Below are 15,916 nucleotides of genomic sequence, written 5' to 3' on the forward strand. Positions count from 1 at the left end.
TTAAATAAAATTTTAGGCACATTGATATGAATAAAGATTATGAAGTTCGTTATGCGGTTGGACAAAATGAAGCGAAAGCTTACGATACTGAGCAACTTAGAGACGCATTTTTAGCGGATAAGTTAATGCAGGCGGGTAAAATATATTGGGTCTACAGCCATTATGAGCGTTTTATGGTGGGTAGCGCAGTGCCTACAGGTTCTCCGCTAGTGTTAGATACCATCTCTGATTTGCTCAAAACTGAATTTTTCACGGCTCGTCGAGAACTGGGCATTATTAATGTGGGTGGCAGCGGTAAAGTTGAGGTAAATGGTGATATTTACCAATTAGAGCGAGAAGAAGCCCTGTATATTGGTAAAGGTGAACATAACGTTACGTTTTACTCAAACGATGCGGCTAATCCAGCAAAGTTCTATCTTAATTCAGCACCAGCTCATCATGCCTATCCGAGTAAAAAAGTCGGAAAACAAGAGGCTAATGTGTTGCACATGGGGTCACCGGCAACATGTAACGAAAGAGACATCAATCAATTACTTATTAACACTGTAGTTGATACCTGCCAATTACAAATGGGCCTTACCCGGCTTAAACCGGGCAGTATTTGGAACACTATGCCAGCTCATCAACATGATCGTAGAAATGAAGTGTATTTCTATTTTGACGTTGAGCCAGAGCAAGCAGTTTGCCATTTTATGGGCGAACCAAAACAAACTAGACATCTTTTTGTTAGTAATGAACAAGCTGTGCTTTCGCCACCTTGGTCAATTCATTGCGGAGCAGGGACATCAAATTATGCATTTATCTGGGGAATGACGGGTGAAAATCTTGACTATGACGATATGGATAAATTTCTTGCTAGTGATTTACGTTAGTTATTGGAGATATCAATGTCCCAGATGAATAAGTATGGGTTAAAAGCCATGTTATTGACACTTACTCTGATGCTGATTTCTTGCGGTGGTAGTACAAAAAGGAATGAAAATGTGGTGTTGCGTTTAGGTCACTCTCTGGATGTGCAACATTCAGTGCATAAAGCTATGGTGTTTTTAGGAGAGCGATTAACTGAATATTCGAATGGCCAGATGACCGTTAAAATATATGCTGGGGGACAGTTAGGTACTGAGCGCGAAATGCTTGAGCTACTACAGATTGGTTCACTGGCTATGACTAAAGTGTCTGCAAGCCCATTAGAAGGATTTGCACCAGCCATGCAAATTTTTAGTATTCCTTATGTTTTTCGGGATAATGCGCATTTTTGGAAAGTACTTAATAGTGATATCGGCAGATCTTTACTTGAAGGTTTGGAATCTTTCAGACTAAAAGGTATGGGATATTACGATGCGGGGAGTCGCAGTTTTTATACGACCAACAAACCGATTCATGCGCCAGCCGATCTTAAAGGGCTAAAAATACGGGTACTGAATAGTCCTACTGCAGTGAAAACAGTCAGAGCTATGGGGGCAGCCGCTACGCCAGTGTCTTGGGGGGAATTATATACCGCCTTACAACAAGGTGTGGTAGATGGTGCGGAGAATAACCCTCCTAGTTATTATATCTCTCGTCACTATGAGATTGCTGGTTACTATTCGTTAGACGAACATACGGCTGTGCCTGATGTGCTTTTATGCTCTTTACACGTGTGGGATAGTTTAAATCCTCAACAACAAGAGTGGCTTGAAAAAGCAATGGCTGATTCAGTTATCTATCAACGTAAATTATGGGAACAATCCACAAAAGACTCCTTAGCAAAAGTAATAGAGGCCGGTGTGGAAGTAATTTATCCTGATAAACAAGCTTTTGTCGACGCAGTTAAACCTTTTCATGACAGTTTTGCCAATTCACCTGTAGGTGATCTTATGGCAGAAATTGGGGCGATGTAACTATGCGTAAATTTATTAAATTAGTCGATCAAAGCCTAGGGTTTTCATTAATTTGTGCCATGTCAGCCATTTTATTAACGGTTATTTGGCAGGTTATTTCTCGTTTTATTCTTAAAGATCCCGCCTCGGTTACAGAAGAACTGTCGCGTTTTATTTTGATATGGGTGGGGATCTTGGGCTCGGCATATGCTTATCGTAAAAAATCCCACCTTGGATTTAATCTAATTGTTGATAGACAAACTAAAGCGACTCGCAGGATGTTGCTGACAATAGTAGAAGTATTAGTTATCACATTTAGTGCACTAGCTTTAATCGTCGGCGGCAAAGAATTAGTCATTATTACCTTGGATCTCGATCAGATTTCTGCTTCTTTGGGAATACGTATGGGGTTCATATATACCGTTCTGCCTATTTCTGGCGCATTGTTTGTATTTTATAGCCTAATCAATATTTATAATTTGTGGATAGCTGATCCAGAGGAGCCTTTATAATGGAAATGACAGCTATTGTCTTAGTAGTCGTATTTTTTGCACTATTGTTAATTAACGTGCCGATATCGATTTGTATCGGATTGTCTACCATGCTGGTTATGTTAATCAATATTGACACACTGCCTGCTTTAGCAACCGTTGCTCAGCGAATGGCCGGCGGTTTGAATAGTTTCGCCTTATTGGCTATCCCATTCTTTGTGTTGTCTGGCTTATTAATGGGCAGGGGAGGCATAGCAAAACGTCTAATTGAATGTGCTATGGCTTTGATAGGCGCCTTACCAGGCGGTTTGGCTTTGGTTAATGTTGTTTCTTGTATGTTATTTGGTGCCATTTCTGGTTCAGCCGTGGCAGCAACATCAGCCATTGGTAGTTTTATGCTGCCAGAAATGAAAAAAGCCGGATATGATCCAAACTTTAGTGCCGCAGTGACCGCTGCAGCATCCACCACTGGTATGTTAATTCCTCCCAGTAACATTCTTATTGTTTATGCTATCGCAAGTGGTGGCGTCTCTATTGCCGCGTTATTTATGGCCGGTTACTTACCAGGGATTATGGTGGGGTTAGCATTGATGTTGGTGTGTTATGTCTATGCCAAACGTAAGGGATATCCTTTATCTGACAGACTACCTTTGTCGGTTGTTGCAACTAAAGTGTTAGCTGCTATTCCTAGTCTATTTTTGATCTTCTTGATAATAGGTGGAATTGTTGGCGGTATATTTACTGCAACAGAAGCTGGGGCGATTGCTGTTGTATACGCATTGATGCTGTCTGTTGGGTTTTACCGTGAAGTCAAAGTAAAAGAGCTGCCGGAAATTTTATTAAAATCGGCTGAAACAACGGCTATTGTGATGTTGTTAATTGCCGCCTCTACTGCAATGTCTTGGGTACTGTCTATTGAAAATATTCCACAAGCCTTAAGTGAGTTTATGTTGGATATTAGTGACAATCCTATCATTATTCTGTTACTGATTAATTTGTTACTGATTGCCGTTGGCGCATTCTTGGATATGACCCCGGCTGTATTGATATTTACCCCCATCTTTTTACCTGTAGCAGAGCAATTGGGTATGTCGCCCATTCAGTTCGGTATTATGATTGTTTTAAATTTATCAATAGGTCTATGTTCGCCACCTGTAGGAGCGGTATTATTCATAACGTGTGCGATTGCCAAAACAAAACTCGAAGAGATCATTAAACCTTTGCTGCCACTATATGTCGCAATGTTTTTTGTTTTGATGTTAGTCACGTATTTCCCTTGGTTTAGTGAAGCTATTCCTGCTATGTTTGGATTTATTGAGCGTTAACATATTTGGCAATGCATGGTTGTTTTTTCTTAAGTAGGGTATATACAGCATAACTTGGCGCTAGGTGTGAGTGAGAAAGCACCTGCTCTAGCGTGATAGTTAAATAGCTTCTTGGTGTTGATAAATTCATACTAAGAGAATAATAATAATGAGTGAAATATTGAATGCAAAAACGCCCCACAATAAATGATGTAGCTAGACTCTCTGGTGTTTCAAAACGCACTGTATCTAGAGTTATTAATGGTGCAACCAACGTTGGTAAAGCCACGCGTGAAAAAATAGATCAAGTGATTAGCGAGTTAAACTTTTCCCCAGATAAACAAGCTCGGGGTTTAGCTGCTAATCGTTCTTATTTGTTGGGTTTGATATATGACAACCCAGATGCAATGTTTATTGACCAAGTACAACGTGGGGTATTAAAAATTTGCTCGGCTAAAGGCTACGAATTGGTCGTACACCCCTGTACTTACCGTAATAATGATTTTATAGATGATTGCAGTAATTTTGTTAAGCGTTCGAATATTGACGGTGTGATAATTCTTTCGCCAGTATCTGAATCTAAGGAATTGGCGTCCTCTCTCAGAGAACAAAAAATAAAATATGTCAGAATGGCATCGGTTGATTTAGATGATCATGCGAATATGGTGGTATCTGATGATCGTGCAGCCCTCAGCGATTTAGCTCGTTATTTAGTTTCCCTTGGACACAGCAATATGGCTGTTATTAGTGGGCCTAAACAGTTTTGCTCATCAATCGAACGTTTAGAAGGCTTTTGCCAAACCCTAAATTTACTTGGGGTTGAGATACCCGAAGAACGCATTATTGAAGGTGAAAATAGCTATGAGAGTGGGATAAGTTGCGCCCGTCGCTTGTTAATTCAAAGTCCTCGACCGCAAGTTATTTTTGCTAATACCGATGAAATGGCTGCAGGGGTATTGAAAGTAGCCCATGAGATGGGGATCAGTGTACCTGAGCAATTATCGATTGCTGGTTTCGATGATAACTTATTGGCCTCTAGAGTGATCCCGTCACTTACTACGATTCAACGACCAGTATCTGACATGGCCCAACTTGCTGCAAAGAAAATTATAGCGGCAATCGAAGGTGCGAAGTTGGACATAGAGGAAGAATACTTAGTTAAACCGCACCTTATTATTCGAGAGTCCACAAGAAGAGTATAAAAAATCCCTTTAATCTATTGAACTAAAACCCTTCTTGACCTAAAATGCCACCGGTGGCATAATGATTTGGCTGGTGTTTATACAACCATTTATTTAATTTTAATTATTACTTTTAGGTAACACATGCAACAGCAGATTCAGATTATTCGCGTTCATCCAAATGACAATGTTGGCGTTTGTACCTCAGCTTTAGCTGAAGGGGTATTGGACAAGTCTAGCGGCGTTTTGTTGCGAGAAAACGTGCCTGCTGGTCATAAAGTCGCCCTTTGCGATCTTGAAGCAAACAAAAGTGTATATAAATACGGTTATCCCATAGGTCAAACTACTCAGGTTATTAAAGCCGGAGAGCATGTTCATAGTCACAATCTATGTACTGGATTGAGTGGCGCAGAATCTTATTCTTACTCACCTATTAACCAGGCCAATCAAAGCATCGATTCAACCGATACATTTTTAGGCTATCGCCGTGAAAATGGCAAAGTGGGTATTCGTAATGAAATTTGGATTATCAACACTGTTGGCTGTGTAAACCGCACCGCCGAACGTATTGCCCAAGAATGCGAAAAACGTTTTTCCGACAAGTGTGATGGCTTTCGTTCTTATACACACCCATTTGGTTGTTCACAATTAGGTGATGATTTAAATGATACTCGATCTATACTTGCGGCGTTAGCTTCCCACCCAAACGCTGGTGCTGTATTGGTAGTAGGTTTAGGTTGCGAAAACAATCAACTTTCATCGCTAATTGAAGAAGTCGAACAACCCGCAAATAGACTACGATATTTTAATTCCCAAGAAGTGGTGGATGAAATAGAAGAGGGGGTTCAATTAGTTGAATCTTTATTATCGGTAGTCGCCAATGATAAAAGAGAAACCATTCCAGCCAGAGAGCTTGTAATAGGTGTTAAGTGTGGTGGAAGTGATGCTTTTAGTGGTATTACCGCTAATCCTTTGGTTGGTCGTATGACTGATTTAATGACCAATATGGGGGGCTCAGTACTACAAACTGAAACGCCAGAAATGTTTGGGGCTGAACAACTGTTAATGAACCGAGCAGTAAATAAAGGTGTGTTTGAGGGCATTGTTCAGTTAATTAATGAATTCAAACAGTACTTTATTGATAATAACCAACCCATTTACGAAAACCCATCGCCGGGTAATAAAGCTGGTGGGTTGACAACTTTAGAAGAAAAATCCTTAGGTGCCGTGCAAAAAGGCGGGCAAGCTCAAGTCTGTGATGTGCTTAAATATGGGCAATCATTACAAACCACTGGTTTATCGCTATTGCAAGCACCGGGCAACGATGCTGTTAGTTCTACTGCTCTTGCGGCAAGCGGTGCACATATTATTTTGTTTACCACCGGGCGTGGTACACCGCTCGGGTTCCCTGTACCCACACTGAAAATATCGTCCAATACGAAGTTAAAACAACAAAAACCACATTGGATAGATTTCGACGCAGGTCAAGTGTTACACGGTTTGTCTTTAGATGACTGTGCAATGCAGTTGTACCAACTTTGTCTTGAAACTGCTTCAGGAAAATTGAGCTGCAATGAGAAAAATGGCAGCCATGAAATAGCCATTTGGAAACGTGGCGTTACCCTATAATTAAGAGATTGATATGAAACCAATATTATTACATGAAGATCGGTTATTTCCTGCGGACAAAACTACGCGAGATATCGCCCGTAATCTTTATCAATCTGTTCGTTCTTTGCCGATCATTAGTCCTCATGGTCATACAGATCCTCGCTGGTTTGCCTATAACGAAAGTTTTGGTAACGCCACTGAATTGCTCATTCTCCCAGATCACTATGTGTTTAGAATGCTATATAGCCAAGGTATCTCCCTAGAATCTTTAGGTATTCCAAGATGGGATGGCGGAGAGAGCGAAACCGATCCACGTAAAATTTGGTCATTGTTTGCCAAACATTATCATTTGTTTCCTGGTACCCCCTCTAGAATGTGGTTAGATACAGTATTTAAAGATGTGTTCGGAATGACCGACATGTTGTGTAGTGGCAATAGCATGGAATACTACGAACATATTACTAGCGAATTAGCTAAACCCGAATATAGACCCAGAGCATTGATGGACCGTTTTAATATTGAAGTGATTGCAACTACCGAAGGTGCATTGGATCCCCTAACTCACCATGGAGTATTGAAAGGTACTGGCTGGGATAAACGCGTTATCACGTCTTTTCGTCCTGATGATGTAGTGGATGCATCAAGAGCTGACTTTGAAGATAATGTGATTAAGTTAGGCGGAATGACCGGTGAGAATACCACCGATTGGCAAGGATACTTACAAGCATTACGCATGCGTCGTGAAGTGTTCCGTAGCCATGGTGCAACAGCAACAGATCATGGTCATCCAACTGCTGCTACAGCGGATTTATCCCTAGGTGAGTGTGAAGCATTATTTAGTCGCTGCTTGAGTGGTCAATCAACTGCACAAGAGCAAGAATTGTTTCGTGCGCAAATGTTAACTGAATTAGCCGGAATGAGTGTGGAAGATGGCATGGTAATGCAAATCCATCCTGGCGCATTTCGAAATCATAACGCCAACTTATTTACTAAGTTTGGTCGTGATAAAGGCGCAGATATTCCGATGCAAACAGAATATGTCAATGCGTTGAAACCTATGCTTGATAAATACGGCAGCGATCCTCGCTTGAATGTTATTTTGTTTACTCTTGACGAAACAGTATATGCCCGTGAATTAGCGCCTTTGGCTGGACATTATCCATCGTTGAAACTAGGCCCAGCATGGTGGTTCCACGATAGTCCTGAAGGCATGTTACGTTTTAGACATCAAGTAACTGAAACTGCTGGTTTTTATAATACAGTTGGCTTCAATGATGATACTCGTGCATTTTTATCTATTCCTGCTCGCCATGATGTAGCAAGAAGAATCGATTGTCGGTTCTTGGCTAACTTAGTGGTTGAACACAGAATAAGTGAAGATGAAGCTGCTGAGTTAGCAGTAGATTTGTCCTATAACTTAGCCAAAAAAGCTTATAAATTAGAGAAATAAATAGATGTCGCAATTGAATATCCAATCTCTTTCCCATCTTCCTAAACACATACGTAAGCCTACTTATGATGTAAAAAGCACCGGTCGAGGTATTGTGCATTTGGGTCCGGGGGCGTTTCACCGTGCTCATCAAGCGGTATATACGGATTTGGCCATGTCTGCTTCAGGTGGTAACTGGAAGATTGATGGTGTGTCATTACGTAGCCGAGATCTTAGAGATAAACTTGCTATCCAAGACAATCTTTATTCGTTGGTTATCTTAGATGAAAATCCTTATATCCAAGCGATTGCTGCGTTTAATAATATTTTTGTATTGGGTGATCAAAGAGAACAAGTTATGTCTTCTATGTGTGATGCACTGACGCATATCATCTCTTTGACCATAACTGAAAAAGGCTACTGTTTAGATAGTGCAGGTGAATTGGATTGGTCTAATTCTGATATTCAAAAAGACAAAATTTCACCGGATAAACCCGTTTCAGCCATTGGTTTGTTAGTGGCAGTGCTTAAAGAACGTAAAAATAGCGGTGCTGACCAATTGACTATTATTAGTTGTGATAACTTGTCAGATAACGGTACAAAACTAGGCAAGGCGGTAGTTGCATTTGCTGAGGCTATTGAACCTGCACTAGGTGAATGGATTGCTAACAATATTTGTTTTCCAAATACTATGGTTGACAGTATTACCCCCGCGACAAGTGAAGAATTAAAACAGCAAACAGAAAAAGAATTAGGTGTGGAAGATGCTTTGCCAATTCAACGTGAAGCCTTCACCCAGTGGGTAATAGAAGATAACTTTAGTGGCCCTAGACCTGATTGGGAAAAGGTAGGTGTTACCTTTACCCATGATGTTTACTTGTACGAGAAAGCAAAGTTACGTGTGTTAAATGGTACACATTCAACCTTGGCATACGTGGGCAGATTGTGTGATTTAGAAACCGTTTATCAAGCAATCAGTGAGCCTTCTTTTGAAGCGTTTATTCGTAAGCTTTTGGTAACTGAAATATTACCTTCAATTGGTGCAACCCAAGAGATGGATTTAGCCCAGTATGCAGATGACATTTTGCAGCGTTATCACAACCAACACATTCGTCATTATTTGTCGCAAATCGCTTGGGACGGCTCACAAAAGTTACCTTTCAGAATTTTGAATACTATTAGGGATAATCTACAAAATAAACAAAGTATTTCCCTGTTGTGTGTGCCTATAGCCGCTTGGTCATTATTTATTCTAAAACAACATTCCCAAGGGCAACAATTAGTCGATCCCTTAGCCCCAGAGTTACTCGAATTAGCGAATAAATATTCAACTGAACCATTGGCTTTTGTGGATGAAATTCTAAATCTTAAAAGTGTGTTTGCTGAATTGTCGAGCAACCCTCATTTTTGTTCTCAGGTTAAACAACACGTAGTTACATTAGCCAAAATAAATAAGCAAAATTTCAGTCAAATATTAGAAAACTTAATATGATTAAAGTGTGTGAATTTGCATTTATTTTGACTTCAGTTCTTTTAGGGAAAGAGACATTTTGAAAAAAGTTGTTGTGTTTGGTGAATGTATGGTTGAACTTGTTTCTAAACAAGGCGATACGTTACACAAAGGGTTTGCTGGCGATACCTACAATACTGCGATTTATTTAAATCGCTGCGCAGCCAATGTTTCTGTTAGTTATTTAACCGCTTTAGGTGATGATTTCTTAAGTAGTGAATTATTAGCAAGAATGAGCGAAGAGGGCATTAACAGCGAATATGTTTTGCGCAGTGAAGACCATAATTTGGGCAGCCATACTAATTTACCGAAGAATAACCATAGGAATATTGGTAAATATAATAAATTAAGGGTGAATGGTGATGATGGATAAAATACAACATCATTTTTATAACATGATATTAGATGATGCCTCAAATTCTCCATAATCACTCTCTCTTATATCCTTCCGGGCGTGAAAGCTTGCGATTTATGATCTATTACTCAACGGTTTTTATTCAAACAGACTTATCTGAGGCGGCGCTCTACTTTGTTGGGGCAGTAATTCGACGACTTCGTCATTTTTTGTATTCAGATGACTGAGTATCTTTTGGATCACCAATGGGTCTTCGATGCTCGCTATAACCTTAACCGCACCACCGCATTGCTCACAGGTTTCAATGTCTATGTTAAAAACCCTTTTAAGTCTTTGCGCCCAAGTCATCGATTGGTGTTTTTGTGCCCGTGTTTTTTCCTGCCCTGTCGGCAATGCTTGTTTAGCCTTATTTCGGAAGGAAGGCGTTATTCTCACGCGGTGTCGACTGTTTGGTGGTGGCCACCCCGCACAAATACACCATGAAAGCGCGTCAGATTAACTCTGGGTTTGGGCACCAGTGCCGCTAAACGGGCAATAAAATCCAAGGGTTCAAAAATTACATGACTGCGCCGGTCACCGGTGGTGCCGTCACGGTAGGGTGTTTTGAGTTGGTAACGCACCTTACCGTAAGTCGGTATTGCCAAACTTTTTTCTGATACCCCAGAGCGGGTAATATAACGGCACAACCTTTCGAGTTTACCCCTATCCTGTGCGTTGCTCATGACACCTGCATGGAGACTGAAGCCTGCCACATTTGCGGCACAGCCTGACGCAAGCCCCTGCTCTGGCCCGATTTTGCCATTGCATAACCCGCACAAAATGAGCGATCGTGCGAGGCGATGCTTTAGACTTCCTATGGAATATTTTTATTTTTCGTTTCTTGTGATTTTTTAATCTTACGACGTCAACCAAATTTGCGTGCCGTATGTTCTTTGAACGTCAAGCAGTTTGGTTGCTTTACCTGAATACTCGAGTTCTAAGCTAAATTTTCCAAGTTTGGCAGGTGTTTTGTCGGAGCAAACAATTTGTGCTTTTAATTTACTTACTGAAGTCATTGAATCTTTCTCCATTGTCTGAGAATCAAAAAAAGCGTTTAGGCAATTAGCAACGTTGGTTGCGTCTTTTACTGTGACATGGATGCGCTTAAAGCCTGAGGCTCCATTAGGGTGCTCAGTGTTTTTCCCGAGTGGTATGCGTATGTCGATGGGAGTCTGATCTTTTATAAGGAAAGGAAGATCAAGATCTTTGGCACTTCCCAGCAGCCAGCGGGCCACTTTTCCGTCCGGACGAAGCCTTTGGTAATTAATATCTTCCAAGAGAGGCAAGTCGTTCGCTTGGTAGCAAGCACGCGCAGTCTGCATATCGTCAACACGAATACACCAATCAAGCGCTCCATAACTGCAGCCAATCCAACGCATTAATCGCCAGGATACATCGGACTTTCTGCGAGCAATATGATCGATCACACCAATTTTAGCTACTGCTCTTAACAAGGGGCGAGACCATGATTTTTTTAGTGCAAGAAGTTCGATATACGTTTGATCGTTAAAAATAATCAATGCGTTACACGTATGTTCATGCTCACCGCTTAGAGTAACAACAAAGCCCAGTTTGGAAAACTGACTTACCGCGTTTTTGAGATCAGGTACGAGAATAACAGCATGGTCAAAACTTAATTGAGTCACGCCTTTACCTCCTGAGCATGAAGACCAGCCAAGCTATCCGCGATGATTTTTTCGCCATGGCGCAGCACGTTGGCGCGCCATTGCGTATCGGTTGGGTAAAAAGAGCGGAGCATTTTCTCCTTTAGCTTGAGTTTTCTTTTTGGCCTTGAAGTGTGCGCATCAAAGCGCAGCCAACGGTCTATCAGAAGAGCCTTTAGCATTTTGAAATTGGAGTATGTTCCAAATTCAATAACGCATGTCGTTGCTTTTGCCCCGCAGGCTTTAACTGCGTCGCGTGCAGCATTAATAAGTAAACCATGATATTCTGGGCGTTCACCAGATGTATAGCTTGCATTACTGTTCCTTATTTTTTCTCCCCATGTCTTTATTGCACGCTGATACTCAGGCGTTGTGATTTCATCAAAACATAAAAAACAGGGTTCACCATACTGACCAATACCGGTGTGCCAGTCTATTATCGTTACGTGCTCCGCATGCTCTAGATTGCGGTGTAAAATGGTCTTAATTGAAGTGTTAGACCATTCAGCACGATGACCGCCAAATCCAATTCCGCATGAGTAGCTATATTGACCCTGCGAAATTTCATTCTGTAATTTAGCCGATCCGGTACTGACCAAAAGCTTTCCAAGGCTAAGCATTATGTGATTAAAACGCGGCCCTCGAGATGTTGAGCGACACAGTATGTTTTGAATAGATCGCGTTAAGCCGGTTTCTGCTAATTTATTAGGATGGTCTATGAAGTTCCTATTCAGGTCGACATTGTGTTCTGTGGTGCGACTGCAGTGCGCCCAACCAAATGGATTAGCTGCGTGTATAAGCAACATACTCATAGACGAAGACGGAAGATATGCGCCGGATTGGAGCCAGTCAAGTTGTATCGCTGCTCCCGTAAAACTCTCCGGACCATGGGTTCCGCAAATCATGATCATTACGCTAGAGGCATCGCGCGGTCCGATCCAAGCTGTATCTATACTTAGTGTTTCGCCATCGGGGCCTTGCGCTGATGGATGTATATACGATTCGGTCGTTGCTGACGCAGCTTTTGCAGCGTTAAGAAATTGCTCACGAGCAGATTGGTAGTCATCGCTAAATACTGAAGGTTTGGTCGGAGGTATGTTCTTCACTATGTGTTACCTTTACATATGAATTTTACGTATTAACTGATTTCAATTATTATACAGCTGTATAATTAAATCAACAGGCGATATAAAAATGTCTCAGGATAGTAAAAGTAATGATATTCGCCCGGCTGGCCGGCCAAAGGCGAACGAGCGGGCGAATCGAGAGGCAGATTTATTAGAAGCGGCGATTAACTTAATCGCCGATGGTGGATTTGAGTCACTGAATCTGCGTCAGGTTGCTCTTAGGGCAGATGTGTCGCTAGGTTTAGTGCGACACTACTTTGGCAGTAAAGCGGGTTTAAAATCTGCGAGTAACAAGGCCGTCCAGAGAGAAATCGCGTCGATTTTCGCTGTGGTCTTTGAAGTTAATGCTCTCGAGTCAGCCGACCAACAAGTTGAGAAAATGACGCAGCGGTTAATTGTTGAGGTGTATCCGAAGATAAAATACTTTAAATATCTTGGTCAGCTCGCAATAAGCAACGATAAAGAAGCGAAGGATTCATTCGAGGTTTACTTTAATACGGTCAAGAACTTTGTTGAGCGGTTGGATGTGACTCAGCAATTACCCGATGGCAGAGATCGAACGTGGGCAATTTTCCAATTTATATTCCTTCAATTAGGGCCAGTTCTAATTGAACAACAAATTAGTAATATTCTTGGTCGAGATGCTTTTGAAACTGATATTATACGAGCTCGAGTCACATCCATGAGCCGTATGTTAACTTCTGGTTTGCTTTCGGCATAACTATTAACCGGTCATCCATAATAATGAGCCGCTCATTAATAAAAGGGGTCGTGGTACAGCGTACTCTTTTTTTGATGACAATTTCCACAACTTTTTCTGTGGTTACTATGCATCCGACATTCCGCAGCATTTTAGGAATCTATTCGCTGATAATTTATACCTAAAATTTTAATTATGACGGATTACCTGTCTTTAATATTTAATAGCAGCGTTTGCTGCTCATTAATCGTAAGCAGATCAATACCCGCAAAGCACTGGAATACCCTGCGAGCCGTTGGGGTTTGCGTTGGCTTCTTTTTCATATCAGGGAAGTATTCATCCTGCGCTTTTAATTTCTCACTGATCGTGTGCTCTAATGCTGCATACACCATTAAGCACGTCGTCATGACCATTAGTAGGGCTTCTATACGTTCCGGTTTTTTGAGGCGAAATGCCGACGTTAAAAAATCGGGGCTTTTAAGGAATCTGAAACCTTTTTCAACGGCTTGCTGGGATTTATACGTACTGAGCATTTCGGCCATGCTCAATGAGCCCTTAATATCATTGGTCGCAAGGATAAACAGGCCAAGCTGTTTGGTGGCTTCATCGCGCTTTTCCAATGCCGTGTATAGCGCACCGCTGATTTAATAATAGATGCGAACGGGTTGTTGATTTGTACCAGGTCGCCCCTTGCCTTTATAAACCCGTACTTCAAGCACTGTGGCTTCGACTGCCAGTGTGGCTTGTTTTTCCTGCCATTGCTCAATCGCTGTATGGGCATCTGTGCGACAAGCAAACGCTTGTTGGCATAATTTTTTGAAGGTCTTGCGACTCCCTTCTGCCTGCTTAAACATCCGAGAATTTAGGGTATGGTGCTCTTGTTTCGTTGCTTGCTCACTATGGATAAGTAACCATTTCTGCTCAACATCACCATAATGGCTAGTGTGCCAGACACCTTGGTAGCCGTCACAAATGGGCTCAAATGTCAGTAAACTTGCACTTTGTATCAGCGTTTTTGCTTCTTTGAGTTTTTGCGGCACTCGCGTAATAAACAATTGGCGCAGTGCATTCAATTCAACGATGTATGTCCTTGACATACAATGCGGCATCAGCCACTAAATAGCGAAATTTCTGGGCGGCTTTAAGGCTGCTGACATGAGATTTTACTATCTTTTTAAATCCCTCTACGTCGTTGATATTACCGCTTTGAGCCTGCATATAAACGGTAATTCCAGAGAGGTTTTCGCATATCAGGTTAAGTACAACCTGATTGAGCTCCGGTCGATGATCACGGGAATCCCCTTTGGTAATGTGAATGGCGGTTGGAGCTTCTTCGTCCGAGTTGGCCTTGCCATCGTAATGAAAGCTGGTTGAATCTAAATGGGTGAATTCACAGGGCAATTTTAGGTGGTCAACGACCTTTTCGGCAATTTGCTGGTACAGGCCAGAAACCCCTTCATCATAGAGCGCATCAAGGCAACGACCCAACGCATCATCGTTGATATGTGATGCTTCAATGCCTTCGCCAATCAGTCGGGAATCCGGTTTGTCATCAAAGAACTCGCTATACATATGTAATGTTCGCCCGGTAAACCCCAGACCATTCAACAACATGGCGGTAAAAAGCTGACCGTAGCTTACTTGTCTGCGCTCTGACGTCCCCAACGCATTATCAATGATAGTGGCCAAACCAATTTCCTGGCAAAATCTGGCAACTAATCCAAGTTGGTCTAGTCTTTTCGTTGTGTAAGATGCAGTTGATGGCATGGAAAATCACTCGCAAAAGTGAGTAATAGATCAAGAACGGGGATCGCCGTCAACTTATTTTTGAAGAATTGGGTTCAAGTGATCAATGAGTGAACATGTTGTTCAATAAACACCCGATATTTTAATTCTAAATTATGTGCGGAATGACAGTTTTATGCTATCACTGTTGGTGGTAGCGGTATCTCAATCGCTGATGGTGAGTTAACCATGACAAGTGCTCGTTTCAGTTTAGGTGATACTTTGGTTGGTACTGATACGTCTGGTGATGATATTGAAGGGCGAGGAGTGCTCGATTTAAGTCAACCTTATCAGGTGGAAATTGAAATTATCAGTGTCAGTGATCCTGATGCTGATAATAACTTCCAAGTCTATGTAGATAACAACACCAGCAGCAGTAGTAAATCTATGCATGGTGGTAGCTCCAAGTTTTATGCTGAACAAATTACCAATTTAACTCCTGGTACATTGATCATTGAAGGCTTCGTTGCCACTACTCAATCTTTCTTACAATTACGTACTGAAAGTGGCGGCACCGTAGTGATTGGTAGTGTAAAAGTAGAAAACTTATAACGTTGCAATAGGCAGTGAATACCGCTGCATGTAAAACTAAAATGCCGTACTTTTGTACGGCATTTTGCTATTTAATAACAACATTTAGATTTACAATTAATGGGTGAAAAAGACGACTTTGAATTGAAAAAACTAAGTGTTCAATAAGAATCAGCGCCATAAACTCAAGGTTATTAATTTTTCTGGTAATGGATAATTGTATTTTTGGAAGTCGAGATCTAAGTTTTTTATAGGCTATGTTTTTGTAAACTGTTGCAATACTGTATATAATTACAGTTAATAAGGAGGTGGTCTATGATCCCAGCACAG

13 protein-coding genes and 2 pseudogenes are annotated in these 15,916 nt (G+C 41.4%); 11 read left to right on the forward strand and 4 right to left on the reverse strand.

Translation table 11 applies throughout. The features are described 5' to 3' along the window. The first annotated feature begins 26 nt into the window (after positions 1-26). The 9 genes from kduI to QZ488_RS10455 all read left to right on the forward strand — a co-directional run bounded on the left by kduI (position 27) and on the right by QZ488_RS10455 (position 9,758). Positions 27-872 (forward strand): 5-dehydro-4-deoxy-D-glucuronate isomerase, encoded by an 846-nt coding sequence (gene kduI, locus QZ488_RS10415; protein ID WP_293748324.1) that lies wholly within the window; start codon positions 27-29, stop codon positions 870-872. A gap of 69 nt (positions 873-941) precedes the next feature. Next, entirely contained in the window at positions 942-1,880 is a 939-nt protein-coding gene (locus QZ488_RS10420) for a TRAP transporter substrate-binding protein (protein ID WP_293748352.1), read from the forward strand. A 2-nt stretch (positions 1,881-1,882) separates the two neighbouring features. Next, a complete protein-coding gene (locus tag QZ488_RS10425; protein ID WP_293748326.1) occupies positions 1,883-2,371 on the forward strand; it encodes a TRAP transporter small permease in 489 nt (162 codons plus the stop codon). Next, entirely contained in the window at positions 2,371-3,675 is a 1,305-nt protein-coding gene (locus QZ488_RS10430) for a TRAP transporter large permease (protein ID WP_293748328.1), read from the forward strand. The genes QZ488_RS10425 and QZ488_RS10430 overlap by 1 nt, the downstream gene beginning before the upstream one ends. 164 nt (positions 3,676-3,839) lie before the next feature. After that, the gene (locus tag QZ488_RS10435) at positions 3,840-4,856 is read left to right on the forward strand and encodes a LacI family DNA-binding transcriptional regulator (RefSeq protein ID WP_293748330.1); all 1,017 of its coding nucleotides are present in this window, start codon (positions 3,840-3,842) and stop codon (positions 4,854-4,856) included. A gap of 123 nt (positions 4,857-4,979) precedes the next feature. Continuing rightward, positions 4,980-6,464 carry an altronate dehydratase family protein gene (locus QZ488_RS10440; protein ID WP_293748332.1) on the forward strand — a complete coding sequence of 495 codons (1,485 nt, stop codon included), beginning with the start codon at positions 4,980-4,982 and terminating at the stop codon, positions 6,462-6,464. Between the two features lie 13 nt (positions 6,465-6,477). After that, complete coding sequence (gene uxaC, locus QZ488_RS10445) at positions 6,478-7,896, forward strand: glucuronate isomerase (RefSeq protein WP_293748334.1); 1,419 nt, start codon at positions 6,478-6,480, stop codon at positions 7,894-7,896. Between the two features lie 4 nt (positions 7,897-7,900). Then, positions 7,901-9,367, forward strand: a complete 1,467-nt coding sequence (locus tag QZ488_RS10450) for a mannitol dehydrogenase family protein (protein WP_293748336.1) — start codon at positions 7,901-7,903, stop codon at positions 9,365-9,367. 58 nt (positions 9,368-9,425) lie between these two features. Further along, on the forward strand, positions 9,426-9,758 hold the full coding sequence (locus QZ488_RS10455; protein ID WP_293748339.1) for a PfkB family carbohydrate kinase: 333 nt from the start codon (positions 9,426-9,428) through the stop codon (positions 9,756-9,758). 120 nt (positions 9,759-9,878) lie between these two features. Here the strand turns inward: QZ488_RS10455 and QZ488_RS10460 are convergent. The 3 genes and pseudogenes from QZ488_RS10460 to QZ488_RS10470 form a co-directional block, all read right to left on the reverse strand. Further along, a pseudogene (locus tag QZ488_RS10460) lies at positions 9,879-10,492 on the reverse strand (transposase); the annotation flags it as partial. 144 nt (positions 10,493-10,636) lie between these two features. Further along, positions 10,637-11,425, reverse strand: a complete 789-nt coding sequence (locus tag QZ488_RS10465; RefSeq protein WP_293748342.1) for a VOC family protein — start codon at positions 11,423-11,425, stop codon at positions 10,637-10,639. Beyond that, positions 11,422-12,549 (reverse strand): DUF2817 domain-containing protein, encoded by a 1,128-nt coding sequence (locus QZ488_RS10470; RefSeq protein ID WP_293748344.1) that lies wholly within the window; start codon positions 12,547-12,549, stop codon positions 11,422-11,424. Before QZ488_RS10470 ends, QZ488_RS10465 begins: the two co-directional genes overlap by 4 nt. 88 nt (positions 12,550-12,637) lie before the next feature. Between QZ488_RS10470 and QZ488_RS10475 the strand changes: the two genes are divergently transcribed. Beyond that, positions 12,638-13,291, forward strand: coding sequence for a TetR/AcrR family transcriptional regulator (locus tag QZ488_RS10475; protein ID WP_293748346.1), 654 nt, complete (start codon positions 12,638-12,640; stop codon positions 13,289-13,291). 182 nt (positions 13,292-13,473) lie between these two features. On the opposite strand, the pseudogene QZ488_RS10480 reads toward QZ488_RS10475, so the two are convergent. Next, positions 13,474-15,037: pseudogene (locus QZ488_RS10480) on the reverse strand (IS1634 family transposase). A 207-nt stretch (positions 15,038-15,244) separates the two neighbouring features. On the opposite strand from QZ488_RS10480, the gene QZ488_RS10485 reads away from it, so the two are divergent. Next, positions 15,245-15,607 (forward strand): hypothetical protein, encoded by a 363-nt coding sequence (locus QZ488_RS10485; protein WP_293748348.1) that lies wholly within the window; start codon positions 15,245-15,247, stop codon positions 15,605-15,607. Positions 15,608-15,916 lie beyond the last annotated feature (309 nt).

The sequence above is a fragment of the uncultured Paraglaciecola sp. genome, assembly GCF_913020055.1.
GTDB lineage: Bacteria > Pseudomonadota > Gammaproteobacteria > Enterobacterales > Alteromonadaceae > Paraglaciecola.

What these genes read in the sequence shown, in the direction of transcription:
- QZ488_RS10440 (WP_293748332.1), top strand. Translation starts at nt 4,980, where the DNA reads ATGCAACAGCAGATTCAGATTATTCGCGTTCATCCAAATGACAATGTT.
- QZ488_RS10420 (WP_293748352.1), top strand. Translation starts at nt 942, where the DNA reads ATGCTGATTTCTTGCGGTGGTAGTACAAAAAGGAATGAAAATGTGGTG.
- kduI (WP_293748324.1), top strand. Translation starts at nt 27, where the DNA reads ATGAATAAAGATTATGAAGTTCGTTATGCGGTTGGACAAAATGAAGCG.
- QZ488_RS10485 (WP_293748348.1), top strand. Translation starts at nt 15,245, where the DNA reads ATGACAAGTGCTCGTTTCAGTTTAGGTGATACTTTGGTTGGTACTGAT.
- QZ488_RS10475 (WP_293748346.1), top strand. Translation starts at nt 12,638, where the DNA reads ATGTCTCAGGATAGTAAAAGTAATGATATTCGCCCGGCTGGCCGGCCA.
- QZ488_RS10430 (WP_293748328.1), top strand. Translation starts at nt 2,371, where the DNA reads ATGGAAATGACAGCTATTGTCTTAGTAGTCGTATTTTTTGCACTATTG.
- QZ488_RS10435 (WP_293748330.1), top strand. Translation starts at nt 3,840, where the DNA reads ATGCAAAAACGCCCCACAATAAATGATGTAGCTAGACTCTCTGGTGTT.
- QZ488_RS10425 (WP_293748326.1), top strand. Translation starts at nt 1,883, where the DNA reads ATGCGTAAATTTATTAAATTAGTCGATCAAAGCCTAGGGTTTTCATTA.
- QZ488_RS10450 (WP_293748336.1), top strand. Translation starts at nt 7,901, where the DNA reads ATGTCGCAATTGAATATCCAATCTCTTTCCCATCTTCCTAAACACATA.
- uxaC (WP_293748334.1), top strand. Translation starts at nt 6,478, where the DNA reads ATGAAACCAATATTATTACATGAAGATCGGTTATTTCCTGCGGACAAA.